Raw genomic sequence first — 25,190 nt, 5'->3', positions numbered from 1 at the left:
ATGAATGACGGAATTGATGTAAGGCAGGTTTAGATGGATAAATCTGCTTTTACTCCGTTTGAGGTACTGACTGGTGACCGTTTTTTCTGTTTTAGCTTATGAGGGAGAATTAAGTCGAATCACTTAACTAGTTTTTGTGACGGCGATTCTGAGCAAATAGCTCTTCAACATCTTGTTTTGGCTGAGGACGGTAGAAATGAAATCCCTGAATGGAGCTACAGTTGAGGTTCGACAGTAGCGTCGCTTGTTCACTGGTTTCGACACCTTCCGCAACCACAGTTAAATCGAGAGATTTACCAAGGTTGATGATGTTTTCGATTACTGTGATTTGCTTTGGTAGTGTATCGATATCAGAAATGAAGGCGCGGTCTATCTTAAGCTCATCAATTGGGAAGCGAGCCAAGTAAGACAGAGAAGAATAACCGGTACCAAAATCATCGATAGACAGAGCAAAGCCTAGTTTCTTAATCGCATTCAGCATTTGCAGTGTGTGATCACTGTCACTCATTACGGCACTTTCTGTGAGCTCAAAGGTAATGGCACTAGGATCTAATTCTGTAGAGCGTAGTAGTTTTTCAACGTAATCAATCAGTTTTGGGTTGCCGAATTGCTCTGGTGAAAGGTTGATCGCTACGCGGCCAGGTAGGATACCTTGCATTTTCCAGCGCTTAACCGTCGCAAATACTTCACGCATAACCACGCGACCAAGTTGCTCGATAAGACCAGCACGTTCCGCTACAGGGATGAATGCCGCAGGGCTAATATAACCTTCTACAGGATGCTTCCAACGTACTAGTGCTTCAGCGCCGTTGATGGTGAAGTCACGGGCATTGACCTTTGGTTGATACCAAACCTCAAGTCCATTTTGCTGAAGTGCTTTCTGCAGTTCAATCTCAAGCCACAGCCGCATACGCGCTTCTTTGTTCATTTGTTCGTTGAACTTAATCAGGCGGTTACGACCACGATCTTTGGCTTCGTACATAGCTGTGTCGGCGTTTTGCAGCAAGATACGTGCGTCTGTACCATCTTGAGGGAAGCTCACACTACCAATAGAGCAGGCTAAGCGTTTACTAAAATGGTGAAGATCGAAGGGTTGATTGATCAGGGAAATGATCTTCTCAGAGAGCGTTTCAGGTGTTCGAGGGTGTTCGGGCTCTGGCAGAATTACACCAAATTCATCACCGCCCAAGTGGCCAATAACTGCTTGGCGAGGCAATAAACGTTTTAATCGTGAAGCGACCTCTTTAATCACTTTGTCACCGATGTGATGGCCAAGTGAATCATTGATATTCTTGAAATTATCTATGTCCAAATAGAGCATCACAACTGGAGTTTCATTGTGAATGAACTGCTCAAGGCGCTTGGTAAACCCTACTCGGTTATAGAGTTTAGTCAGTGCATCAATGTAAGCATCTTCACTGTTAGCGGGTGTAAATTGTTTTGTGGTTTCTTGTGCGTCTTGGATCAGGACAAGTTGGGTATTACTACCAAGGACAGAAGTTGAGTCGATATGTAATTGAACCTTACGTTCAAAACCACATCGGGCACCCGTTAAGCAAACTAAACCAGACTCTGAAATAATAGAACTAAGGCTATTGTTGAAGACTGTTTTGGTTTGTTCATCGATAAATAGGCGACCTAATTCTTCGCCAATCAATTCAGTGGTCGAGTTAAATCCAAGTAACCTTGCTGCGGCCGGGTTTGACGACAGGATGTAATCATTTTCGACAAGAAGTAACCCATCAGGTAGCAGTTGAGATAGCTTGTGAAATTTTGCTTCGGATTCTTCTAAAGAACGAACAAGTACCTGGTTTTCTGAGGTATCGAAGGCATGAAAGACGATGTAGTCGGTTTTTTTGCCGTTAATTAGAGGGGAGAGGCTAAAGTGCAAGCTGGTATCGAGGTCAGTTTCGTTGAGAGTGACTTCAGCCTCAATCGCCTCGCCATTGAATGCTCGCTCATAATACGGCTTAAGATGTTGGTAGAATTGCTCACCCAATGTTTGGCGGTCATTCATCCCAGCAAGCTCGGTTTGACTTAAACCAGCAATATCGCAGTAACGCTCATTCACCATAAAATAGTTGTGTTGGGCATCAAGTACTGCAAAAAAGAACGGACTGTTTGCAGTTAGCTGGGTAAACCAATGTTGTAGTTGCTGGGGAGGCATCAAAGTACTACCAATTCTCCAAGAGCTTGAATATTCACTATCGATAAATATTTATTAATTTTTGTGTGACTATCGATATTTACCTGTGAGTGCAGCGATCCGCTGTAATTCTCATTACCTGAGTTACTATAACTGTGATTTTCAGGATATTAAAGGTCGAGTATCAAACAGAAGTTAATTTGATACATAACAGTAACTGAGATCTCAACATCATTTATGATGCATTCCATATTATTGACAAAGTTACGGATAAGTCACGTGATAAACAAGATTCGCACTCAACTAGTTCAAAATGCCGCATCAATTTTGCGATCTCCAGTCCAGTTATTGCCTAAAACAGTACAAAAAAGAGCCTTATTGGAAGCTCTGAAAAATGTCTTTAAAGAAGCTTTAGAGGACGGTGACTTTGAGTTCTTAGAAGACAAGTGGCTTAAAGTCTCAATAAAAGATATGGGGTTAAGTTGGTGTATTAGCTACAAAAATGAGCAACTAGTTGTAGCTGATAAAGATGTTGATGAAGATGTAAGCTTTAGCGGCAATCTTAACGATCTTGTACTCATTGCTGGCCGTAAAGAAGACCCAGATACGCTTTTCTTCCAGCGTAGGTTATCTATTGAAGGTGATACTGAACTTGGCTTAGAAGTCAAAAACTTGATGGATAGCGTCGATTTGGACTTATTACCGACACCTATGAAAACTTTGTTAAATCAATTAGCTGATTTTGTGCAGAAGGGGGTACAATCTCCAGATGCACAAAGTGAGGTAATGAATGCTTATTCGAACTGAAGCACCGGCAGATATACTTGTCATTGATCGTTTATTGAAATCTGTTTTTGAAACAGATGCAGAAGCTAATTTAGTTATGAGCCTGCGTGAGAATAGTCATTTAACACTATCGTTGGTGGCCTGTTCAGACGAGGGTGAGGTGATTGGTCATCTGATGTTTAGCCCTATAACCCTAAATGGTCACGATCATAATTGGCAGGGCCTTGCGCCTCTTGCGGTGAAAGAAGAATATCGCAATCAAGGTATCGCCAAGTCATTAGTTGAAGATGCTTTCTCTACTTTGGTTGATTTTGGTTACCCAGCCTGCGTTGTGCTTGGTGATCCTGCTTACTACGGTCGTTTTGGTTTTAAGGCGGCGAGTGAGTTTGGTTTGAGCTGCACTTGGGATGTGCCTGAGGGAGCCTTTCAAGTTATCGAGTTAGTTGAAGGTGCGCTTGCAGGACATGCTGGTGAGATTGCTTACAGTCCTGAGTTCAACGACTTATAAGTCCATTTCTCACGTAATATGATGCAAACTGATTTAGACTAAATAAAGGAGCTTGATGCTCCTTTATTTTTTGTTAGTATCAGCCCAACTCTGATGAGCTCGTTTTTAACTCCGCTCTAATAAGTCGCCCACTATCAACCTAAGGTTACACCGCTAGATATGTCACAAACACACGCACAATACCTGCAAGAGATGGGCATTAGCCAATGGGAGCTTAGCCACCCAGAGCGTTTGGCGGGCTATGAATCTGAATTGACTTCGCTCTCGAACGATTGCAAGTTACTGTTGGTTTCGCCTGAAAAACCTCAGGAAGATCTTGCTGTGATGTTTGAGCGAGTACTCAAAAGTATCAAGCTCGACTTATCTCAAGCATTACATATTCAGCCTCAGCACCTATCTTCTGTGGATTTCGGGGCGGTTGAGTGGGTGTGGTTTGCTGGTTGCGAGTCGACTCAAGAGCTGAAGGCTAAAACACTTCAATCTCCATTACTGTCTGACATTAATGGTAATAACCAACATCGTCGCGACTTATGGCAACAAATCTGTGCTTATGACTAATCAATTTTTACCGACTTCACAACAACATCTAGACGCAATTTGGCAGATAGAACAGGCCGCACACTCCCATCCATGGTCTGAAACTATGATCCGGGATCTTGAGAGCCGAGGCGCTTGTCATCATGTCCTTGAAGTTGATGGACAAGTGGTGGGCTATTTCTTCGCTCAAAATATTGTTGGTGAAGTGACGCTGCTTAATATTGCGGTAGACCCAAGCAAGCAAGGCAAAGGTTATGGTAAGGCACTAACTGAACATTTCCTTGATATATGTGAACAAGCTGATGCTGAAAGCGCTTGGCTGGAAGTTCGCGAAAGTAATGTGAGCGCGTTTAATCTTTACGAAAAGGCAGGCTTCAACGAAGTTGATCGCCGTCGTAATTACTATCCAACTAAACAAGGCAACGAAGATGCCATCATTATGAGCTATCTTTTTATGTCTTTTAGCTAGTCATGTTACGTCTTTTCGCTAACTAGATAGCTAATCACAAAATTAGCCAAAAAATAGGGTGTAAACTGACCCTTTAGAAAGTGATACGCTTTCTGTATAATCCGCACACAGAATTCAAGGGCAAGTATTATCTACTTGCCCTTTTTACGCTTTAGATCAGCAAAGGGCGACTATGTCTTTCCAACAAGAAGTGAGCAAACGTAGAACGTTTGCGATTATCTCTCACCCGGATGCGGGTAAAACCACGATTACTGAAAAAGTTCTTTTATTCGGAAACGCGATTCAAAAAGCGGGTACCGTAAAAGGCCGTGGCTCTAACCAGCACGCTAAATCTGACTGGATGGAGATGGAAAAAGAACGTGGTATCTCGGTAACTACGTCTGTAATGCAATTCCCATACAATGATTGCCTAGTAAACCTACTCGATACTCCAGGACACGAAGATTTCTCGGAAGATACGTACCGTACGCTAACAGCGGTTGATTCTTGTTTGATGGTTATCGATGCTGCTAAAGGTGTCGAAGACCGTACTCGTAAGCTGATGGAAGTAACACGTCTTCGTGATACTCCAATCGTAACGTTTATGAACAAACTTGACCGTGATGTTCGTGACCCGATGGAAGTGCTTGATGAAGTGGAAAGCGAGCTAGGTATGGCCTGTGCTCCAATCTCATGGCCAATCGGTTGTGGTAAAGAGTTTAAAGGTGTTTACCATATTCACCGTGACGAAACGATCTTGTACGAATCTGGCCACGGTCATGAGATTCAAGAAGTTCGCATCATTAAAGGTTTGGACAACCCTGAGCTAGATGAAGCGGTAGGTGCTGATCTTGCGGAAAGCGTACGTGAAGAACTAGAGCTTGTTATTGGTGCTTGTCCGGAGTTTGATCATGAACTGTTCCTTGCTGGTGAGCTAACACCTGTTTACTTCGGTACTGCATTGGGTAACTTTGGTGTGGACCACATGCTTGATGGTCTAACGAAGTGGGCTCCTGCACCTCAAACGCGCCAAGCGAATGAGCGTGATGTAGAAGCGACAGAAGAGAAATTCTCTGGTTTCGTGTTTAAGATCCAAGCAAACATGGATCCAAAACACCGTGACCGTATTGCATTCATGCGTATCGTATCAGGTACTTACGACCAAGGCATGAAGATGAACCATGTTCGTACTGGTAAGAACGTAAGTATTTCGGATGCGGTAACCTTCATGGCGGGCGACCGTGCGCGTGCTGAAAAAGCATACGCTGGTGACATTATTGGTCTGCATAACCATGGCACAATCCAGATTGGCGATACCTTTACTCAAGGCGAAAGCTTGAAGTTTGCAGGTATTCCAAACTTCGCGCCTGAGTTGTTCCGTCGTATTCGTCTACGTGATCCTCTGAAGCAGAAGCAACTTCTCAAAGGCCTGGTTCAGCTTTCTGAAGAGGGCGCAGTACAAGTATTCCGTCCTATGCAAAACAATGATTTGATCGTTGGTGCGGTTGGTGTACTTCAGTTCGACGTGGTTGTAGCGCGCTTGAAAGCGGAATATAACGTAGAAGCTATCTACGAAGGCGTTAACGTTGCAACAGCTCGCTGGGTTGAGTGTGATGACGCTAAGAAACTAGAAGAATTCAAACGTAAGAACCAATCTAACCTCGCGTTAGATGGCGGTGACAACCTGTCTTACATTGCACCGACTATGGTGAACTTGAACCTAGCTTCTGAACGTTTCCCTGACGTTCAATTCCGAGCAACGCGCGAGCACTAATTTCTTCGCGATCTATTCGAGCTAATCAAAAACGTCTATTGTTCTGCAGTAGGCGTTTTTTAATGCGTTTTATTTTTGTTAAAGGCTGAGGTTTGAGGGTGAATATGTTTGGTTGGGTAAAAGTTTGGATTAGAAGATACGACATGTGGTGTAAAGATCTTGGTTTAACACCTGAAAATAAGCGTAGCTGTGTGGCTTATCGCCGTGATCCCCAAGAAAAACAGACAGAGAGTAGGGAAGATGACTCCTCCATTAAGTGAATCTCCGCTGTTTGATACTCATTGCCATGCGGATTTTGACGTCTTTTGCCAAAATATTGTAATTGATCAGGGATCTGCACCCGAGCAAAGCATTGATAGCTACCTTAAAGAAGCAAAACAGGCACAAGTTGAGAAGATTCTTATTCCTTCTATTGGCCAAAGTAACTGGTCGAAACTCGATAAAATCGCTAAATCTAACCCCAATATTTATTACGCTTTAGGATTTCATCCTTACTTTTTAGAGCAAGCTGTTGAGGTTCAGTTTTCAGAACTTCGTCAATTACTCTCCTCAAAACCGAGCCAATGTGTTGCTATTGGGGAGTGTGGACTCGACTTTTTTGTGGACGTTGAGAGGGAGAAACAAGAGCGATTTTTCATCCAACAAATGGAACTAGCGAAGGTATTTGAGTTGCCTTTGATCATTCATGAGAGGAAGTCTTACAACCGCCTTATTGAGCTAATAAAGCAGTACAAATTCACCTTAGGTGGTGTTATTCACGGCTTTTCCGGGAGTGAACAGCAGGCTTTGGAGTGGATCAAGCTTGGTTTCTATATTGGCGTCGGTGGAACGATAACTTACCCAAGAGCGCAAAAAACGCGCACAACCATCGCTAAACTGCCCCTAGAATACTTGGTATTGGAAACCGATGCTCCGGACATGCCAACGTATGGAAACCAGGGAAATATTAATCATTCCAAATATTTAGTTACGATATTGAATGAACTTTTTTTGATTAGAAAAGAGACAAAGCAATCGGTTGCAACGCAGATTTGGCAGAATAGCCATCGTGCATTCGGTATATGTGAATAAAATCGAAGGTTTTTGTTTATCGTTTGCGTAAATTGCACTGGGCGTGTGATTTGGTTCACATTTGTGTATGAATGGTACATGAATCTTGTACGAAAGTGTGAGGACGGCATTACTTTATTAGTGGTCGCATGAGTATAATTGCCTCCGCTTTATAGCCCCATTTTGTAACACGCCAATAAATAACTAATAAGGAAGTCATAAACTATGAGCCTGTTTATGAGCCTAGTCGGTATGGTCGTACTGATTGCAATCGCAGTACTACTATCTGACAACCGCAAAGCTATTAATCTAAGAACAGTGGGTGGCGCTTTCGCTATCCAATTCGCACTTGGTGCATTCGTACTTTACATCCCTTGGGGTCGTGATCTACTTGCAGGTTTCTCTGCTGGTGTAGCAAACGTGATCGACTACGGTAAAGACGGTACTGGTTTCCTATTCGGCAGCCTAGTTAACTTCTCAGTTGACGGTATCGGTTTCATCTTTGCTTTCCAAGTACTACCAACTCTGATTTTCTTCTCAGCACTTATCTCTGTACTTTACTACATTGGTGTAATGCAGGTTGTAATCAAAGTTCTAGGTGGTGGTCTTCAGAAAGCTCTAGGTACTTCTCGCGCCGAGTCTATGTCTGCAGCTGCAAACATCTTCGTTGGTCAAACGGAAGCGCCTCTAGTTGTTCGTCCATTTGTTCCTAAAATGACTAACTCTGAACTATTCGCAGTAATGTGTGGTGGTTTGGCTTCTGTAGCTGGTGGTGTACTAGCAGGTTACGCATCTATGGGCGTTCCTCTAGAGTACCTAGTTGCCGCGTCATTCATGGCAGCACCTGGTGGCCTACTATTCGCTAAAATCATCAAACCTGAGACAGATACGCCAGACGATAACATCGCTGACGAAATGGACGGTGGCGATGACAAACCAGCTAACGTTATCGACGCAGCAGCTGGTGGCGCATCAGTTGGTCTACAACTAGCTCTTAACGTTGGTGCAATGCTACTAGCATTCATCGGTCTAATTGCTCTAATCAACGGTATCCTAGGTGGCATCGGTGGTTGGTTTGGTATGGAAAACCTAACTCTAGAACTTCTTCTAGGTTGGATATTCGCACCACTAGCATTCATCATTGGTGTACCATGGGAAGAAGCGACTATCGCTGGTTCTTTCATTGGTCAGAAGACAGTTGTTAACGAATTCGTTGCATACTTAAACTTCGTACCATACATCGGTGACAACGCTCAAATCGTTGAAGCGACTGGTCAAGTGATGTCTGTTAAGACTCAAGCAATTATCTCATTCGCTCTATGTGGTTTCGCAAACCTTTCTTCAATTGCGATTCTTCTAGGTGGTCTAGGTGGTATTGCACCAAGCCGTCGCCACGACATCGCTCGTATGGGTGTTAAAGCGGTTATTGCTGGTACTCTATCTAACCTGATGGCAGCAACAATTGCTGGCTTCTTCCTGTCTTTCTAATTCGTTAGAAATCGATATATAGACGCCATAATAATATCGCCCCGTAGCAAGAAATTGCTGCGGGGCTTTTTTGTTTTTAGGCCCTGCATTTTTAAGCATGAAGATGAACATGTGTTTGAATTCGATATTGGGTCTAGAATGTTTTTTTGAGATACAAACCGTTTGCGTTCTAAGGAGCACTACAATTTATTGATGGATACCTATAATGTATAAGCTAAAGGGATAGGATGTCTCTGTTGGCAAGAACGTAACCTCGAAATCAACTCGACGTTATTTTTCTGGGATAAAGCCAAACTTAGCGATACGCTATAGATGTTAGACACAACATGACTGATTTGTTGTGCCATAGACCAAACTGGTACTGTGCGGTGACAAGGATTGCAATTGATAGCGAAAGTTATCAAGTCTTCAGGGAACCAAGTCCGTTCATTTGTGGCTACTGAGCATTACTAAAATATCCATCTATACTGGATGGAGGGCGAAGTAGTTAACTATTTGAATATATTGATCGGAGATAGAAATGAGCGATTTAAAAGCAGCAGCTCTACGTGCACTTAAACTTATGGACCTAACTACGCTAAATGACGACGATACTACTGAGAAAGTAGTGGCGCTTTGTCATGACGCGAAGACTGCAGTAGGCAACACAGCTGCAATCTGTATTTACCCTCGCTTTATCCCAGCAGCTAAGAAAGCGTTGCGTGAGCAAGGTACTCCAGAAGTACGCATTGCGACTGTAACTAACTTCCCTCATGGTAATGACGACATCGAAATTGCTGTTGCAGAAACAAAAGCAGCAGTAGCGTACGGCGCAGATGAAGTTGACGTAGTATTCCCATACCGTGCTCTTATTGCTGGCAACGAAGAAGTTGGCTTTGAGCTAGTTAAGCAATGTAAAGCTGCTTGTGGTGACATCACGCTTAAAGTGATCATCGAAACAGGTGAACTGAAAGAAGAAGCACTGATCAAGAAAGCTTCTCAAATCTGTATCGAAGCTGGTGCAGACTTCATCAAAACTTCAACAGGTAAAGTGCCAGTAAACGCGACTCCAGAGTACGCGCGCATGATGCTTGAAGTTATTCGTGACATGGGCGTTGCTAAAACAGTTGGTTTCAAACCTGCTGGTGGCGTTCGTACTGCTGAAGATGCAGCACTATACCTAGCAATGGCTGATGAGCTACTAGGCGCTGAGTGGGCAGACAACATGCACTACCGTTTTGGTGCTTCAAGCCTACTAACTAACCTTCTTAATACATTAGAAGTGACAGACCAAACTGCTGATCCAGCAGCATACTAATATCCCAATCGGGTGTAACAAGATTTAGTCTGTTTGATGGAGTGGCGTTAAGTCACTCCATATTACCTCTTTCCCTACACACCATACTCACTAGAGTTTGGGAGGCACTAATGTATCTACCTCAAGAAATTATTCGCAGAAAACGTGATAACGAAGTACTAACCACAGAAGAAATTAACTTCTTCATCCAAGGTGTCGCTAAAAACACGGTTTCTGAAGGCCAGATTGCTGCATTCGCAATGGCTATCTTTTTTAATGAAATGACGATGCCAGAACGCATCGCACTAACATGTGCAATGCGTGATTCAGGCATGGTGATTGATTGGAGCCACATGAACTTTGATGGCCCAATCGTTGATAAACACTCTACTGGTGGTGTTGGTGACGTAACTTCCCTGATGCTTGGCCCTATGGTGGCAGCATGTGGCGGTTTCGTTCCTATGATCTCTGGTCGTGGTTTAGGCCACACTGGCGGTACACTAGATAAATTAGAATCTATCCCTGGTTATAATATTACGCCAACCAACGATGTATTTGGTGCAGTAACCAAAGATGCTGGTGTGGCGATCATCGGCCAAACGGGCGACCTAGCACCGGCTGATAAGCGCGTTTATGCGACTCGTGATATCACGGCAACAGTAGATAACATCTCGCTAATCACAGCTTCAATCCTCTCGAAGAAACTGGCAGCCGGCCTTGATTCTTTAGTGATGGACGTAAAAGTAGGTTCAGGCGCATTTATGCCTACGTATGAAGCCTCTGAAGAACTAGCGAAATCTATCGTTGCAGTAGCAAACGGTGCTGGCACTAAAACAACAGCAATCCTAACGGATATGAACCAAGTTCTGGCTTCTTCAGCGGGTAACGCAGTCGAAGTACGTGAAGCGGTTCAATTCCTAACTGGCGAATACCGTAATCCACGTTTGTTGGAAATCACACTAGCGTCGTGTGCGGAAATGTTGGTGCTGGGTAATCTAGCTAAAGATTCCGATGAAGCGCGTGAAAAACTGATGGCAGTACTGGATAACGGTAAAGCAGCAGAATGCTTCGGTAAGATGGTAGCGGGCCTTGGTGGTCCTGCAGATTTCGTAACGAACTACGATAACTACCTAGAAAAAGCAGAAATTGTTAAACCAGTGTACGCACTCGAAAGCGGTGTAGTATCAGCGATGGATACGCGTGCAATTGGTATGGCTGTCGTTGGTATGGGCGGTGGTCGCCGCGTAGCAACAGACAGCATTGATTACGCAGTCGGTTTTGATAGCTTCATTCGCCTTGGCGAAGTAGCAAGCGACGATAAACCATTAGCAATGATTCATGCTCGCAATGAACAACAGTGGCAAGAAGCTGCGACGGCATTACAACATGCAATCACTGTGGGCGGAGAATATACAGCAACGCCAGACGTTTACCGTCAGATTCGTTCTGAAGACGTGTAAATAACAGGTATCGGTATACATCGCGTATACCGATAAACAGAGTTCTGGTGCAAAGAGCAATAAGTTGGTGAAGAAAATGAAAAGAGCATTTATTTTAGTTTTAGATTCATTCGGTATCGGTGAAACAGCGGATGCAGATACATTTGGCGATGTAGGTTCGGATACAATGGGTCACATTGCTGACCATTGTGATCAAGGCCTTGCAGACAACGCGGATCGTAAAGGTCCACTAACGCTGCCAAACCTGTCTAAGCTAGGTTTAGCGATGGCTCACAAAGAGTCTACAGGTCGCTTTGCTCCTGGTATGGATGCAGACGCAGAGATCATTGGCGCGTACGGTCACGCTGCTGAGCTGTCTTCTGGTAAAGATACGCCATCAGGTCACTGGGAAATCGCAGGTGTACCGGTATTGTTTGACTGGGGCTACTTCACCGACAAAGAGAACAGCTTTCCAAAGGAACTGACTGACCGAATTCTTGAGCGTGCTGGTTTGTCTGGATTCTTAGGAAACTGCCACTCATCGGGTACGGAAATCCTAGATAACCTAGGTGAAGAGCACATGAAGACTGGCTTGCCAATCTTCTACACTTCTGCAGACTCTGTCTTCCAGATCGCTTGTCATGAAGAGACATTCGGCCTACAAAACCTATTAGACCTTTGTCAGATCGCTCGTGAAGAGCTAGCTGACTACAACATTGGTCGTGTTATCGCTCGTCCGTTTATTGGTGCGGGTAAAGGTCAATTTGAACGTACTGGTAACCGTCGCGATCTTTCTGTGGAGCCGCCAGCGGCAACTATCCTTCAGAAACTTGTTGATGAGAAGGGCGGCAACGTTCACTCAATCGGTAAGATCTCTGATATCTACGCAGGTTGTGGTATCACTCAGAAAACTAAGGCAACAGGTATTCCAGCGCTATTTGAAGCAACCAAAGAAGCGATCACTGAAGCGGGCGACAACACTATCGTGTTCACTAACTTCGTTGATTTCGACTCAGCATACGGCCACCGTCGTGATGTTGCAGGTTACGCAGCGGCACTTGAGTACTTCGATGGTCGCATCAATGAAATCATCGATATGATGAAAGAAGATGACGTACTTATCCTAACGGCAGACCACGGTTGTGACCCAACGTGGCCGGGTTCAGACCATACTCGTGAACATATCCCAGTGATCGTTTACGGTAACAAGGTTCCAGCAGGCTCTCTAGGCCGTCGTGATACTTTCGCTGATATCGGTCAAAGCTTAGCGTCATACTTTGGCACATCGCCAATGGGATACGGTACAAGCTTTTTATAATAGTTAGCTAGAGAGAGGGAAACCTCTCTCTTCTTTTTTGTTTTGAGATTAAGGATATTTTCAATGGCTACTCCACATATTAATGCTGAAATGGGTGATTTCGCTGACGTAGTTCTAATGCCAGGCGATCCGCTACGCGCTAAATACATTGCTGAAACCTTCTTAGAAGAAGTGGTTCAGGTGTGTGATGTTCGTAATATGTTTGGTTACACCGGTACTTACAAAGGTCGTAAGGTGTCAGTCATGGGGCACGGTATGGGCATTCCATCTTGTTCTATTTACGCGACTGAGCTGATCAAAGACTTTGGTGTGAAAAAGATCATTCGTGTCGGCAGTTGTGGTGCAGTGAGTGAAGATATCAAAGTGCGTGATGTGGTGATTGGCATGGGCGCGTGTACCGACTCAAAAGTGAACCGTATTCGCTTTAAAGGTCATGACTTCGCGGCTATCGCAGATTACAAAATGGTGCGCGCGGCAGAAGAGGCAGCCAAAGCTCGCGGTGTCGACGTAAAAGTGGGCAACCTATTCTCGGCTGAGCTGTTCTATACGCCAGACCCTGAAATGTTCGAAGTTATGGACAAGTACGGCATCGTCGGCGTAGAGATGGAAGCGGCGGGTATCTATGGCGTATGTGCTGAATACGGCGCAAAAGCTCTGACTATTTGTACTGTTTCTGATCACATCAAAACGGGTGAGCAAACGACATCAGACGAACGTCAAACAACTTTCAACGACATGATGATAATTGCACTGGATTCTGTGCTTCTTGGTGACCAAGAGTAAATCTTTGGTGGCTTAAGGGCCAATGTAGCGTTAGTCGTTATTCTCAATGATTTGTTTAGACACTAGATAACAAAAAGCCCCGTCGCTGCCTGAGCGTCGGGGCTTTTTATTGGATCCCTTTAAGCCGTTAAGAGCTTACATTCTTAAGCAGTAAGTTCTCGCCAGATTTCGTTTGTCTTCTGCGAATCAGCATAATGAACAGCACACCACTGACGAAGCCCATTAAGACCATACCGATCATATAACGATCGCTTTTTCGATAGTGGTGATCAGAAATCGCCGTCATTTTCCCCGTTTCAAACGTCACACGAATAAAACCGATGATCGTTTTTTCTGGTGAGTAGATAGGTTCGACTAACTGCTGCCTGCCGATACTTGCTGTTGAAAGTGGCGTGTCTAAGCCAAGAACTTCGCGTACCGAGAGTGCTTTTTCGCTCGATGCCAGTCGAATACCCTCTGCATCGTAGATGGTGGTATCGAATACCAGTCGATCTTGAGACAGCTGATTAGTGAGTTCAAGCAGTCGTTCTTGGTCTTGTTGCGTGATCATCTTACTAGCAGAAAGTGATGCCTGAGAGATAAGAACCTTGGTTAGTGTCTCTAGTTGTTTTGCTTGGATTTTCTCGTTGCCTTTACTGATCACGACCGTATTTTTAATCGTCACGACGAACATGGTAGCCAACAAAATGAGGGCTAACATTCGTAAAGCGTTACGTATTGAGAACAATGATTCATTCATGTTTAACGAAGCCTGAAATAACAAATGTTATGATTAAGACATATTGAGACTTGCGTTTTCAAATTGCAATAGGTTAACGTTTAGCATAGTTAATTAGGAATCATACACATGGACGCTCAGAAATATCTGCCGATTAAAAGGCATACGACATTATTAACTCGACTTCCCGAGACTCGTTTCGCTTCTCAACTCGCTAAAGCTAAAGCCAATTGGATCGTATTTGGCGAGTACTTATCACCACAATCTTTCGATGACATCGATTTCTTTACTGGCACTTACAACACTATTCTAGATACTTGGAAAGTGGGCAAATACGAAGTGGCATTGATGTCTGGAAATTTAACGCCGCTACATGAAGAAATCCTACAGGCTCTAAAGCTTGATTATGCTTGCCTTAGCGAGGTCCCTGACTTATCTAAGCCAGGTTTGATTGTGATGGATATGGACTCCACAGCGATTCAAATTGAATGTATTGATGAGATCGCTAAGTTAGCTGGAGTGGGGGAGTTAGTCTCTGAAATTACAGAGCGCGCAATGCAAGGTGAGCTCGATTTTGAACAGAGCCTTCGCCAGAGGGTTGGAGCACTTAAAGGTGCTGATGAAGCGATTCTTGAGCAAGTGCGTCAATCTCTGCCATTCATGCCAGACCTTGTTGAACTTGTTAATACGCTCAATAAACTTGGCTGGAAAACTGCTATCGCATCCGGTGGCTTTACTTACTTCTCAGATTACCTAAAAGATACACTTGATCTTCACCACGCTCAGTCAAACACCCTCGAAATCGTTAATGGTAAGTTGACGGGTGAAGTTTTAGGTGATGTTGTTTCGGCGCAGACTAAAGCGGATATCTTAGTTGAGCTAGCGGAAGAGTATGAACTTGAACTGCATAACACGGTTGCTGTGGGTGATGGTGCTAACGACTTGGTGATGATGGGCTCTGCGGGCTTAGGGATAGCTTACCATGCAAAACCCAAGGTAGAGCAGCAAGCTCAAACCGCAGTGCGTTACGCCGGTTTAGGTGGTGTGCTTTGTATCTTGTCGGGTGTATTAGCTAAGCAGCAAAAGATTAGCTGGCAAGCCAAACCTTAGGGCTTTCTCAGCGCTATTGGTCGTTTTTGGCAATAGCAGAGTAGATACAAAAAAAGCAGGCTTTCCGCCTGCTTTTTGATTTTTAAATTAAGTGTAACGTCAGTGTTTAACGTGTTAACTCTAATCGGATCAATACTTCATCGGTAATATCTTCTATCTCACCATAACCGATAAAAGCGGTGACCTCATTTTCTAATTTCTTCGCCTGGTGCATGCTGATTCGTGCAAGTTCTTCTAAATCCGATTGGAATAAACTGGTGAGTGGATTAAAGATGGGAGCTGTCGTGACTCGCAATACGTATACGTCACCTAAGTGCTGTGCCTTCTTAATGAATAAGATTCGCTCTTTTGCAGACGTGAAATCTTTGACCAGTTTCGTATGTACGGATTGGATCTTGTCACCAAACTTAACCGCAGCAATGTAGACGTCATGGTGTTTAGGTTCTGCCCCTTCAATCCTTTTTAGTGGCTCAGCTAGTAGCGAGTTAGAGTGCCCTTTGAAAATAGGTTCGAGTGAGAACTTTTGATTGTGTCCAAGCTTTGCGAGCAAGGCTAGATGCTTATTCAATGGGAAATTCACACCAATGATCTTACAGCGCAGTGTTGAGCTTGGTTTATCAATGAATATTGGACTGCTCACCATCTTGCTCAGCAAAATGTTGTGCAGTGATTCAAGCAACGAATGCGTTGGTAGTATCTCTTTTTTCTTAATCAGTTTGCTTTGGTTTTGATCGATAAGCCCGTTAAGGAATGCGATGGTTCGCATAGTCTTCGCGTTTTCTTCGATCACTAATTGTACGTTGCGACCGTTAGGACTTACTCGAATAACGTGGTATGGAACTGTGCTTAATGGCAAATTTTTGTCATAGAGTTGAAGCTCATTAAAGTTCACTAATACAGAGTCACTAGTCTTGAGTACCATTGGATGCTCAAGAGTAATACTGAGTCCACGTTTCGAGATATCCAAAGTGTGTCCATTCGCTGTTGTGCCATCTTGTGAGGCCAGTTGCAAAGGAGATTTAAATTTGTATCTCGGTTCTTTACGACGAGTTTGAGAGTCAAAGTAGATACTTTGAATATTTCCAACAACGGTACGTGGGTGACGGAAACGGTTCAGTTCACTGCTTGGAATGCGAGGTTTTTCACTCAGTAGGTAATCCGCAGCGCTTTCGTGATCGCCGATCTCTTGCAATATACCGCAATGCGTCAGTTGCTCTGAGCTTTGAGCGAGCGTATCCGAGTGCTTAGCTAAAGATTGTCGCTCAGTCTCTGATAGCTCAAAGACAGAGAACTTGAACGCTTTCCAGCTTTTACGCTTACCACCGATGTGCCAGAACAGTTGTCGTTGTTCGCGAGAGGCCTCCGGTAGCATCATCGAGTAGAATAAAGTCTTATTTTGATGCTCGTGAGTAAAAGAGTAGATAACGTTACTGGTTCCCTTTACTCCTGGCTTGGCCAGCAAGTTCATTCTTTGTTCGTTGAATAAGGTACCCAAAGCTTGCTGGTTTCGTTCGTCGTGCCAGTATTGCCACAATGGATGGTTGTTATCCGTGAGCAGAGCCAGTTTTAGTTCGCTACCACTGAAAAATAGGGGAAGGTTACAGGTGTGTTTTAAGTAGGTGTGTTCGATACCTCGGGTACGAGTTCGAATAACCCTATCTTGGTTCTCATGGCTGGTTTTTTTACTTGAACTATTTAAAGATTCATCGAGTAAGCGAGCTAAAATATTGTTGTCGCTTACTTTGATGGTTCTTAAAAATTTGACAGCATTGTTTTCATAAGATTCATCAATGCCCAAAACACGGAATTCAATGGCTTTGTTAACATCGATCTCTAGAGATTTCTCAACCAACTCTGTGAATTTAACACTAATGATTTCACCAAGATTGTATCGAAAGGTGCTTGGTACTTTGAATTTTGCGCCTGACGGAGATATATCAACTGTCACACCATGTAGGCTTTGACCTTTAGATGTTGTCACTTCAACCTGTGAACTGATCTTGAGTCTGTTTTCTTGACGTTTTAAATCGTAGCCCAAGTTAATCGCTTCTGCTTCATATGGACTATTCGCATTGGTGATGTCATGTTTATTTTGAGAGGAGATATTAACAACACTGCGAAGTGGCTGAGTTCGTGGTGTCATTACCAACTCCCACGTGCCCTCTGTGTAACCTTTAAACTTTTTAGTGCCGCGTTGGTAAGCATTCAAAGCGATGTCATCAAGCCAGTGTTTACGGCCGTCTAGCGTGAACTGGCGACATTCATTATCAATACGCCCGCGTAAATCAATGCTCTTTGTACACGGAGCCATGATACGATTCAGTTCCATTTTAACGAGTAGCTTTAGAGACGGCGATTCGCCTTCTGTCATTTGTGAAAGAAGGAATTCGAAATCTTCGGCGTGGTAAGCCGGGATAAGTCGTTCTGCTACAGATAGAATTTCAGATTGCTGCATATTTTTCTTGTTAGAATGGACGGTGCATTGATGTTATCGGCTAGTTTCAATCGATCTTTAAGTATAAGTGGTATGACTGCAACGTTTATTTTAATGCGTACGGTCAACAAGGTCACAAAATAGTAACATTTACCAGTTACCAAGCAAATTATTGAGGTTTTATGGCTAAGGCAAAACGAGCTTATGTGTGTAATGACTGTGGCGCTGACTTTCCACGTTGGCAAGGGCAGTGCAACGCATGTGGTGCTTGGAACACGATTACAGAAGTTAGGTTAGCCGCTTCACCTCAGGTAGCGCGCAATGAAAGATTATCTGGTTATGCTGGTTCTGTAACAGAATCGAGCGTTCAGACATTATCTGAAATTAATCTACAAGAAGTGCCACGTTTTAGCAGTGGTTTCAAAGAACTCGATCGCGTACTCGGTGGTGGTGTTGTTCCTGGCGCTGCGATCCTGATTGGTGGTAACCCTGGGGCAGGTAAATCAACGCTGTTATTGCAGACCATGTGTCAGCTCTCTTCTCAATTACCGACACTTTATGTAACTGGCGAAGAATCCCTACAGCAGGTTGCAATGCGCGCTTCTAGACTTGGGTTGCCAAAAGAGCACCTAAAGATGCTCTCTGAGACCAACGTTGATAAGATCTGCCAGGTTGCTGAAAAAGAACAGCCAAAGATCATGGTCATCGACTCAATCCAAGTTATGCATGTAGCTGATGTTCAATCTTCACCGGGCAGTGTTGCCCAGGTTCGTGAGTCGGCAACGGCGTTAACGCGATACGCGAAGCAGAATAACGTTGCTGTGTTCTTAGTTGGGCACGTCACTAAAGATGGTACGTTGGCGGGACCAAAAGTGCTTGAACACATTATCGATTGTTCTGTACTGCTCGATGGCGGAACAGATAGTCGATTCAGAACTCTGCGTAGTCACAAAAACCGTTTTGGTGCGGTCAATGAGTTGGGTGTGTTTGCAATGACAGGCCAAGGCCTTAAAGAAGTCAGTAATCCATCGGCTATTTTCCTATCTCGAGGCGAAGAAGAAACGTCAGGTAGTTCTGTTATGGTGGTATGGGAAGGGACACGTCCACTTCTTGTTGAAATCCAGGCACTGGTGGATTATTCCCAGCTGGCAAATCCGCGCCGTGTTGCAGTTGGTTTAGAACAAAACAGACTTTCGTTGTTATTAGCGGTGCTGCATAAACACGGGGGCTTACAAATGGCTGACCAAGATGTGTTTGTGAATGTCGTCGGTGGTGTTAAAGTAACCGAAACCAGTGCTGATCTTGCTTTAGTGATGGCATTACTTTCGAGTTTCAGAGACCGCGCATTGCCAAAAGATGTGGTGGTATTTGGCGAGGTAGGCTTAGCGGGTGAGATTCGACCGGTACCAAGTGGGCAAGAACGTCTTAATGAAGCCTTTAAACACGGTTTCAAGAAAGCGATTGTACCGGCAGCGAACATGCCGAAAGGTGGCATTCCAGGAATGCAGATCCACGGTGTGAAAAAATTATCAGAAGCAATTAATGCTTTTGATGAGTTGTAATTGAGCCCACTTCAGCTACTCTATACAGCAGAAAATCAGTTTAACTTGAGCGCTAATTGCGCTTTAAGTTAGCACTAAACTTAACAATCACTTAGATTGTTTCTACAGATTGCCTTTTTCTACATGTTAGAAAAAGGCAAAGTTTTTTAGTCCCAAATGCATGCAAAGCTATCAGTCTTCACAGATTGTGATATACTCTGCGCGCATTTTATATCCTATTAACAGAGTAAGACAATGGCAGATTTATCGAAATACAGAAACATTGGTATTTTCGCGCACGTTGATGCGGGTAAAACAACTACCACTGAGCGTATCCTTAAGCTAACTGGTCAAATCCACAAGACTGGTGAAGTACATGATGGCGAATCAACGACTGACTTCATGGAACAGGAAGCTGAGCGCGGTATTACTATCCAATCAGCAGCTGTAAGCTGTTTTTGGAACGATCACCGTCTAAACGTTATCGATACTCCTGGACACGTTGACTTCACAGTTGAAGTATACCGTTCTCTTAAAGTTCTTGATGGCGGTATCGGTGTATTCTGTGGTTCTGGTGGTGTTGAACCTCAATCAGAAACTAACTGGCGCTACGCTAACGAATCAGAAGTATCTCGTCTGATCTTCGTTAACAAACTAGACCGTATGGGTGCAGATTTCTACAACGTTGTTGACCAAGTTAAAAACGTTCTAGGTGCTACTCCTCTAATTATGGTTCTACCAATCGGCCGTGAAGACGAGTTCGTTGGTGTTGTAGACCTACTAAGCCGTAAAGCATACGTTTGGGATGACACTGGTCTTCCTGAAAACTACGAAATCACTGATGTTCCTGCGGACATGGTTGATGACGTTGAGCAATACCGTGAAGAGCTAATCGAAACTGCTGTAGAGCAAGACGACGACCTAATGGAAGCTTACATGGAAGGTGAAGAGCCTTCTGTTGAAGATATCAAGCGTTGTATCCGTAAAGGTACTCGTGATATCGCATTCTTCCCAACGTTCTGTGGTTCTGCGTTCAAGAACAAAGGTATGCAACTTATCCTTGATGCTGTAGTAGATTACCTACCAGCACCAACTGAAGTTGATCCTCAACCTCTAATGGATGAAAACGGCGAAGAAACTGGCGAACACGCTATCGTTTCTACTGACGAAACATTCAAAGCTCTTGCATTCAAAATCATGGATGACCGTTTCGGTGCTCTAACTTTCGTTCGTATTTACTCTGGTAAATTGAACAAAGGTGACACGATCCTTAACTCATTTACTGGTAAGACTGAGCGTGTTGGCCGTATGGTTGAGATGCAAGCAGATGACCGTAACGAACTAACTAGCGCACAAGCTGGTGACATCATTGCGATCGTTGGTATGAAGAACGTTCAAACTGGTCACACTCTATGTGATCCTAAAGATCAAGTTACGCTTGAGCCAATGGTCTTCCCAACTCCAGTAATCTCTATCGCTGTATCTCCAAAAGATAAAGGCGGTTCTGAGAAAATGGGTATCGCGATCGGTAAAATGGTTGCAGAAGATCCATCTTTCCAAGTTGAAACTGACGAAGAGACTGGCGAAACTATCCTGAAAGGTATGGGTGAGCTTCACCTAGACATCAAGGTAGATATCCTTAAGCGTACATACGGCGTTGACCTAACTGTAGGTGCTCCTCAAGTTGCTTACCGTGAAACTATCACTCAAGCAATTGAAGATAGCTACACGCACAAGAAGCAATCTGGTGGTTCTGGTCAATTCGGTAAGATCGATTACCGTATCAAACCAGGTGAACCTGGTTCAGGCTTCAAGTTCAACTCTGTAGTTGTGGGCGGTAACGTTCCTAAAGAGTTCTGGCCTGCAGTTGAGAAAGGCTTTGCTGGCATGATGGATAACGGCGTACTAGCTGGCTTCCCTACGCTAGACGTTGAAGTTGAACTTTTCGATGGTGGTTTCCACGCAGTCGATTCATCTGCAATCGCATTTGAAATCGCAGCGAAAGGTGCATTCCGTCAATCTATGCCTAAAGCTGGCGCGCAACTTCTTGAGCCTATCATGAACGTTGACGTGTTTACTCCAGACGATCACGTTGGTGATGTTATCGGTGACCTTAACCGTCGTCGTGGCATGATCAAAGATCAACAAGCTGGCGTTACTGGTGTTCGTATTAAAGCTGACGTACCTCTTTCTGAGATGTTCGGCTACATCGGTCACCTACGTACTATCACTTCTGGTCGTGGCCAATTCTCTATGGAATTCGCACAATACGCACCATGTCCAACTAACGTTGCTGACGAAGTGATTGCAAAAGTTAAAGCAGAAAAAGAAGCTGGTAAGTAATTAGCCCTTTTCTAAATTAGCTAAAAAGCCCCGCAAGTGAAAGCTTGCGGGGCTTTTTGTTATCAACTAAACCAATGTTGTTCTCCTATCTTAAGTGTCTATATCCAAACACTTAAAATTACTGGGAATGCATCAGTTCCTTTTCGTTGGATAGTAATAAAGTCATATACGGTGTTCGTTACAGTTTGGAGGTATTTTCCTTTGTCCACTGATTAAACCGTAAGTTTGCTTATCACGTGCCTCTATGGCATAGCCTTTACTTCAACCGTTATCGTATCTTGATATTTACCAGCTCTCGCAAAGTCGATGTTACCTAGCATTACTTCAAGGGGAACCCCCCAACGTTTGGTTTCATCATTGTTTGAGAAGGTAAAAATTGACTTCTGGTTTACCAAGGCGTTATTAAATCGCAACGTATATGGGATCGAGATATTGGGTTCCGACTTCTGCTTTAATTCACCATATTTCTGCTTTACGACTAACCTTACATTCGAGTTTGAAAGAAGATCAAAATCGGAGCGATAGGTGCGGTTAGATTCAAGATCACCAAGCTGGAAGCGATAACCTGAGCTACCTGAGCGTTGAAGGTTTGGTGCGTTAGGAACGGAGTTGAAAGCTACAAACGCAGGGACGTTGAGTTTCACTTTGGCATTTTTTGTCTCTCGTTTTCTATTTAGGGAAATAGAGGCTTCAAGAAGTCCGGTGTAGTTACCTGACGCAGCTACTTTAGCCTCTGGAACTTTTATCCAAAACTTCGTCCTTTGGCTATTATCCAGAGGTAGTTGAAAGCCCTTGCTAGGAAAGTGACTCAATTGACGAAAGTTTTTGTCCAGAATTGTCAGGGGCAAATTCGCTCCGATTGAACTTAAGTAGCTAGATTGTTTATTGTTGATCGATACTAGGGCCATCGGGAATCGACAGCTCTGAATATCACGCGACAACTCTAGATAAGCAGGAATATAAGCGCCCAAATCTCGCTTAAATTCAATATTGCTTCTGTCGACGTTTAGTGTCCATTTGCCATTGCATTCGGCCCAAAGTGGTTGAGATAACATGGTTAAACCGAACACTGAGAGCTTAAGTAAGTGTTTCATGGTTTATCCCTCTTTAATGAGTAAAGTTGGTAAGTAAATCAGGTTGTCATTGATTTCTGGGACGTTTAATTTTGTTGGGATAAAACCATCTATGACGATGGTGTAGTTACCCGGCGCAACGCCTTCCACAACGAACCTGCCTGATCGATTAGTAAAAAATTCATACGTTTTCTGTTGTCCAACCAACTGACCTTGGATGAGTTTTAATGGTTTGTTTTGCCCGATCTCAATCTTACCTATGATGGTTTTCGATGCTGCAGAACCGATTTTTATTAGATGGCCCGTTTGTGTTCCTGGCGTAATGTTGTACTCGTGGTCGCCAAAGTCATACCCTATAGGTGCATCTGGCGCATCAATGTAGACAGTGGACAGTTGGTGGCCTCCAGACAACTGAACGGCATTACTGATAGTATAGGTAGATATCGATTCTGCAGGATCGTCTGCAACCGCATTTATTTCTACATCAGCATCTAACGAGTCATGGACGGCAATAATTGCCACTGGTCCATTGAGAGGTCGTGACCAAGCTAAGTTACCGTCAGCCAACGTAAGCGCTGTACTTGCTCGTAAAGAAGCGGTTTGGTAACTTGCTGAGCTATCAAATGCTAGGTGAGAAACCTTAGCATCTGTGATAAAACGGTTTGCCACATAATTACCTTCGACTGAGTAAGCTTGAGAATCAGTATCGCCTTCTGCTGTCACCGCATAGCCGTAACTGCCTGTATAGTCCTCTGAAGGGCGTTGAAATTGAGCTCGATAGGTATCTGGTTCATTGGAGTAGGATATATTTGCATTGTATTCTCCATTGTCAGAGTTCCAATCCCAATCTGCAGAAAAAGTAAACCGAGTTTCGTCAATGTTTTCATTTGGGTTCTCTTCTTTTTCTACACCTGCAGAAAGTGCTAGATTGTAAAATTGCCAAGCAATTTCCGTAGAAGCCTGCCATTGCACCTCTGACTCTTCAAAGTCACGGTAGTCACCACTCAGGATTAAACTAAGGTTATCCGTAATACTGAAAACGTAGTTTGAAAAGACGCGGAGCCCAGTATTTGCATCCGTAATCTGCCAAGGCAATGCAAAATAATTATCTTGATACTCACTTCCAAGACGAAAGTTTGGGGAGCCGTAACTGTCTGTTCCCCATAATTGGTGGGAGTAATCTAAGCTGTAGATACTACCTGTATCATTACTGGGCTTGTTGTTTTGTGCAGAGGCTCGAACCCCCAAGTTCCCCCAATCAGAACCAATTGTTGCAATTATGCCGACTTGTTGCCCTTCGGGGTGATACAGAGCGTTTCCGCCAATTGTTAAGGTATCGCTGACACCATAGTCGTAATAGCCAGAAGTTACCCATTGCTCGTCGTCATACTTAAAGTTGTTATCTTCAATCGTCGACGTTAAACCAGAGTAGAAGCCAAAATCAGAAATGCCTTCACGTAACAAACGTGAGTTAAAGAACTGGCTATAAACGATGGTATCGGTCCTACCTGATTGATAACTTATATCCAATCGAACGTCATTGGTACCAGAAACGAGAGGCAAGTCGTCAAGTGTATATCGCCCCGGGGGTAAGCGAATTTCAGTGAGAAAAACGTCGTTAATATAGACTTCGACATCAGCGCTCTCATTCAATACCAGTGGTTGAGTTCCTCCATTTTGGATATTTCGGGTAGGTTGTAAGTCTTGATACAAACGTTCAAAAGCAATGCCTCCGAGAGGTGTACTAGGAAGGTGTCCAGCACTTGCTTGGGTTACATCACCAAAGGTTAGTCGAAAAGGGGTATTAGGTTCATCAAAGAAAAGACGAGCTTCGCCACGATACACATCAGAGTTGATATCGTTACCACCGCTAACAAAACCGGAAATGTCAAGATTGGCGCCTCGAACGCCACCAATATTGGCTTTTAATAACCACTCACCAAGCCACGTTTGCGTGTCCTCTGTATTAGAGTCGCTGAATAAGGAGTAGTCCGTACTCGCATTCAGTGTATTCTGTATTGTCCAAAAAGTGCTTTCTGAATATTTAGCCGGTTCATACTTGCTACCAAACGACAGCAAGAACTCAGCTGCAGCCTTTTCATCAATGACTAAATTAATATTTTGATCGGAAGAGTTGAAGGTTGCACTGATGCCCATATGGTTCAGTTGTTTGATCGTAATGTATTCTTCGGATAAATTTCGTAACGCTGTCAGTGTCTCAGGGTTGATCAGCTTTTGAGTTGACTGAGCAAGCTGTTCCACGTTAATAGAGCCAACAGTCATACCATCAGAATACGCATTCACTTCACCTATAGTGTTCTCACCCCAAGTCAGGGGAAATGGGAATAACCAACTTTGCGCAAACGCGGTTTGTATGGCTGTGACTAATGTGAGGCATAAAATGAGATTCTTCACGAG

At 43.8% G+C, this 25,190-nt stretch carries 20 protein-coding genes; 15 read left to right on the top strand and 5 right to left on the bottom strand.

The genetic code is table 11. From position 1 onward, the window contains the following. Nucleotides 1-127: 127 nt before the first annotated feature. Nucleotides 128-2,167: a bifunctional diguanylate cyclase/phosphodiesterase gene (locus tag IQO02_RS06660; protein ID WP_010436176.1), complete on the bottom strand. Its 2,040-nt coding sequence runs from the start codon at nt 2,165-2,167 to the stop codon at nt 128-130. Nucleotides 2,168-2,425: 258 nt separating this feature from the next. On the opposite strand from IQO02_RS06660, the gene ubiT reads away from it, so the two are divergent. The 12 genes from ubiT to deoD all read left to right on the top strand — a co-directional run bounded on the left by ubiT (nt 2,426) and on the right by deoD (nt 13,553). Then, nucleotides 2,426-2,953 (top strand): ubiquinone anaerobic biosynthesis accessory factor UbiT, encoded by a 528-nt coding sequence (ubiT, locus tag IQO02_RS06655; RefSeq protein ID WP_193838519.1) that lies wholly within the window; start codon nt 2,426-2,428, stop codon nt 2,951-2,953. Continuing rightward, nucleotides 2,937-3,440, top strand: a complete 504-nt coding sequence (locus IQO02_RS06650; RefSeq protein WP_016796139.1) for a GNAT family N-acetyltransferase — start codon at nt 2,937-2,939, stop codon at nt 3,438-3,440. The genes ubiT and IQO02_RS06650 overlap by 17 nt, the downstream gene beginning before the upstream one ends. A 159-nt stretch (nt 3,441-3,599) precedes the next feature. Next, a complete protein-coding gene (locus IQO02_RS06645) occupies nt 3,600-3,998 on the top strand; it encodes a DNA polymerase III subunit psi (protein WP_010436184.1) in 399 nt (132 codons plus the stop codon). Further along, the gene (gene rimI, locus IQO02_RS06640) at nt 3,991-4,446 is read left to right on the top strand and encodes a ribosomal protein S18-alanine N-acetyltransferase (RefSeq protein ID WP_016791357.1); all 456 of its coding nucleotides are present in this window, start codon (nt 3,991-3,993) and stop codon (nt 4,444-4,446) included. Before IQO02_RS06645 ends, rimI begins: the two co-directional genes overlap by 8 nt. Before the next feature lie 172 nt (nt 4,447-4,618). Beyond that, on the top strand, nt 4,619-6,199 hold the full coding sequence (gene prfC / locus IQO02_RS06635) for a peptide chain release factor 3 (protein ID WP_010436189.1): 1,581 nt from the start codon (nt 4,619-4,621) through the stop codon (nt 6,197-6,199). A 104-nt stretch (nt 6,200-6,303) separates the two neighbouring features. After that, nucleotides 6,304-6,459 carry a DUF5363 domain-containing protein gene (locus tag IQO02_RS22080; protein WP_228006017.1) on the top strand — a complete coding sequence of 52 codons (156 nt, stop codon included), beginning with the start codon at nt 6,304-6,306 and terminating at the stop codon, nt 6,457-6,459. Continuing rightward, nucleotides 6,389-7,270: a TatD family hydrolase gene (locus IQO02_RS06630; protein WP_371963907.1), complete on the top strand. Its 882-nt coding sequence runs from the start codon at nt 6,389-6,391 to the stop codon at nt 7,268-7,270. The genes IQO02_RS22080 and IQO02_RS06630 overlap by 71 nt, the downstream gene beginning before the upstream one ends. Before the next feature lie 204 nt (nt 7,271-7,474). Beyond that, the gene (locus tag IQO02_RS06625) at nt 7,475-8,737 is read left to right on the top strand and encodes a NupC/NupG family nucleoside CNT transporter (RefSeq protein WP_010436193.1); all 1,263 of its coding nucleotides are present in this window, start codon (nt 7,475-7,477) and stop codon (nt 8,735-8,737) included. Nucleotides 8,738-9,257: 520 nt separating this feature from the next. After that, complete coding sequence (gene deoC, locus IQO02_RS06620) at nt 9,258-10,034, top strand: deoxyribose-phosphate aldolase (protein ID WP_010436196.1); 777 nt, start codon at nt 9,258-9,260, stop codon at nt 10,032-10,034. Between the two features lie 110 nt (nt 10,035-10,144). Continuing rightward, nucleotides 10,145-11,473, top strand: coding sequence for a thymidine phosphorylase (deoA, locus tag IQO02_RS06615; protein WP_016789356.1), 1,329 nt, complete (start codon nt 10,145-10,147; stop codon nt 11,471-11,473). Nucleotides 11,474-11,549: 76 nt separating this feature from the next. Further along, nucleotides 11,550-12,770 carry a phosphopentomutase gene (locus IQO02_RS06610; protein ID WP_016787790.1) on the top strand — a complete coding sequence of 407 codons (1,221 nt, stop codon included), beginning with the start codon at nt 11,550-11,552 and terminating at the stop codon, nt 12,768-12,770. Between the two features lie 63 nt (nt 12,771-12,833). After that, nucleotides 12,834-13,553, top strand: a complete 720-nt coding sequence (deoD, locus tag IQO02_RS06605) for a purine-nucleoside phosphorylase (protein WP_065612570.1) — start codon at nt 12,834-12,836, stop codon at nt 13,551-13,553. Between the two features lie 127 nt (nt 13,554-13,680). On the opposite strand, the gene IQO02_RS06600 is transcribed toward deoD, so the two are convergent. Then, a complete protein-coding gene (locus IQO02_RS06600) occupies nt 13,681-14,292 on the bottom strand; it encodes a YtjB family periplasmic protein (RefSeq protein ID WP_010436208.1) in 612 nt (203 codons plus the stop codon). A gap of 108 nt (nt 14,293-14,400) precedes the next feature. Here IQO02_RS06600 and serB point away from each other — a divergent pair, with 108 nt between their 5' ends. Further along, on the top strand, nt 14,401-15,381 hold the full coding sequence (gene serB, locus IQO02_RS06595) for a phosphoserine phosphatase (protein ID WP_010436210.1): 981 nt from the start codon (nt 14,401-14,403) through the stop codon (nt 15,379-15,381). 106 nt (nt 15,382-15,487) lie between these two features. On the opposite strand, the gene IQO02_RS06590 is transcribed toward serB, so the two are convergent. Next, nucleotides 15,488-17,836, bottom strand: a complete 2,349-nt coding sequence (locus IQO02_RS06590; RefSeq protein ID WP_010436212.1) for a PilZ domain-containing protein — start codon at nt 17,834-17,836, stop codon at nt 15,488-15,490. Between the two features lie 161 nt (nt 17,837-17,997). Here IQO02_RS06590 and radA point away from each other — a divergent pair, with 161 nt between their 5' ends. Beyond that, nucleotides 17,998-19,377 (top strand): DNA repair protein RadA, encoded by a 1,380-nt coding sequence (gene radA / locus IQO02_RS06585; protein WP_010436213.1) that lies wholly within the window; start codon nt 17,998-18,000, stop codon nt 19,375-19,377. A gap of 234 nt (nt 19,378-19,611) precedes the next feature. Then, complete coding sequence (fusA, locus tag IQO02_RS06580; RefSeq protein ID WP_010436214.1) at nt 19,612-21,699, top strand: elongation factor G; 2,088 nt, start codon at nt 19,612-19,614, stop codon at nt 21,697-21,699. Nucleotides 21,700-21,941: 242 nt separating this feature from the next. On the opposite strand, the gene IQO02_RS06575 is transcribed toward fusA, so the two are convergent. Continuing rightward, nucleotides 21,942-22,793 (bottom strand): hypothetical protein, encoded by an 852-nt coding sequence (locus tag IQO02_RS06575; RefSeq protein WP_065612571.1) that lies wholly within the window; start codon nt 22,791-22,793, stop codon nt 21,942-21,944. Between the two features lie 3 nt (nt 22,794-22,796). Beyond that, nucleotides 22,797-25,187 (bottom strand): fimbria/pilus outer membrane usher protein, encoded by a 2,391-nt coding sequence (locus tag IQO02_RS06570; RefSeq protein WP_016787786.1) that lies wholly within the window; start codon nt 25,185-25,187, stop codon nt 22,797-22,799. Nucleotides 25,188-25,190: the final 3 nt, after the last annotated feature.

It is taken from the genome of Vibrio sp. OPT24, assembly GCF_015163545.1.
In the GTDB taxonomy this organism is placed as follows: Bacteria; Pseudomonadota; Gammaproteobacteria; order Enterobacterales; family Vibrionaceae; genus Vibrio; species Vibrio cyclitrophicus.
Note: the sequence above shows the minus strand (reverse complement) of the source record. Positions and strands in the feature narration are given on the sequence as shown.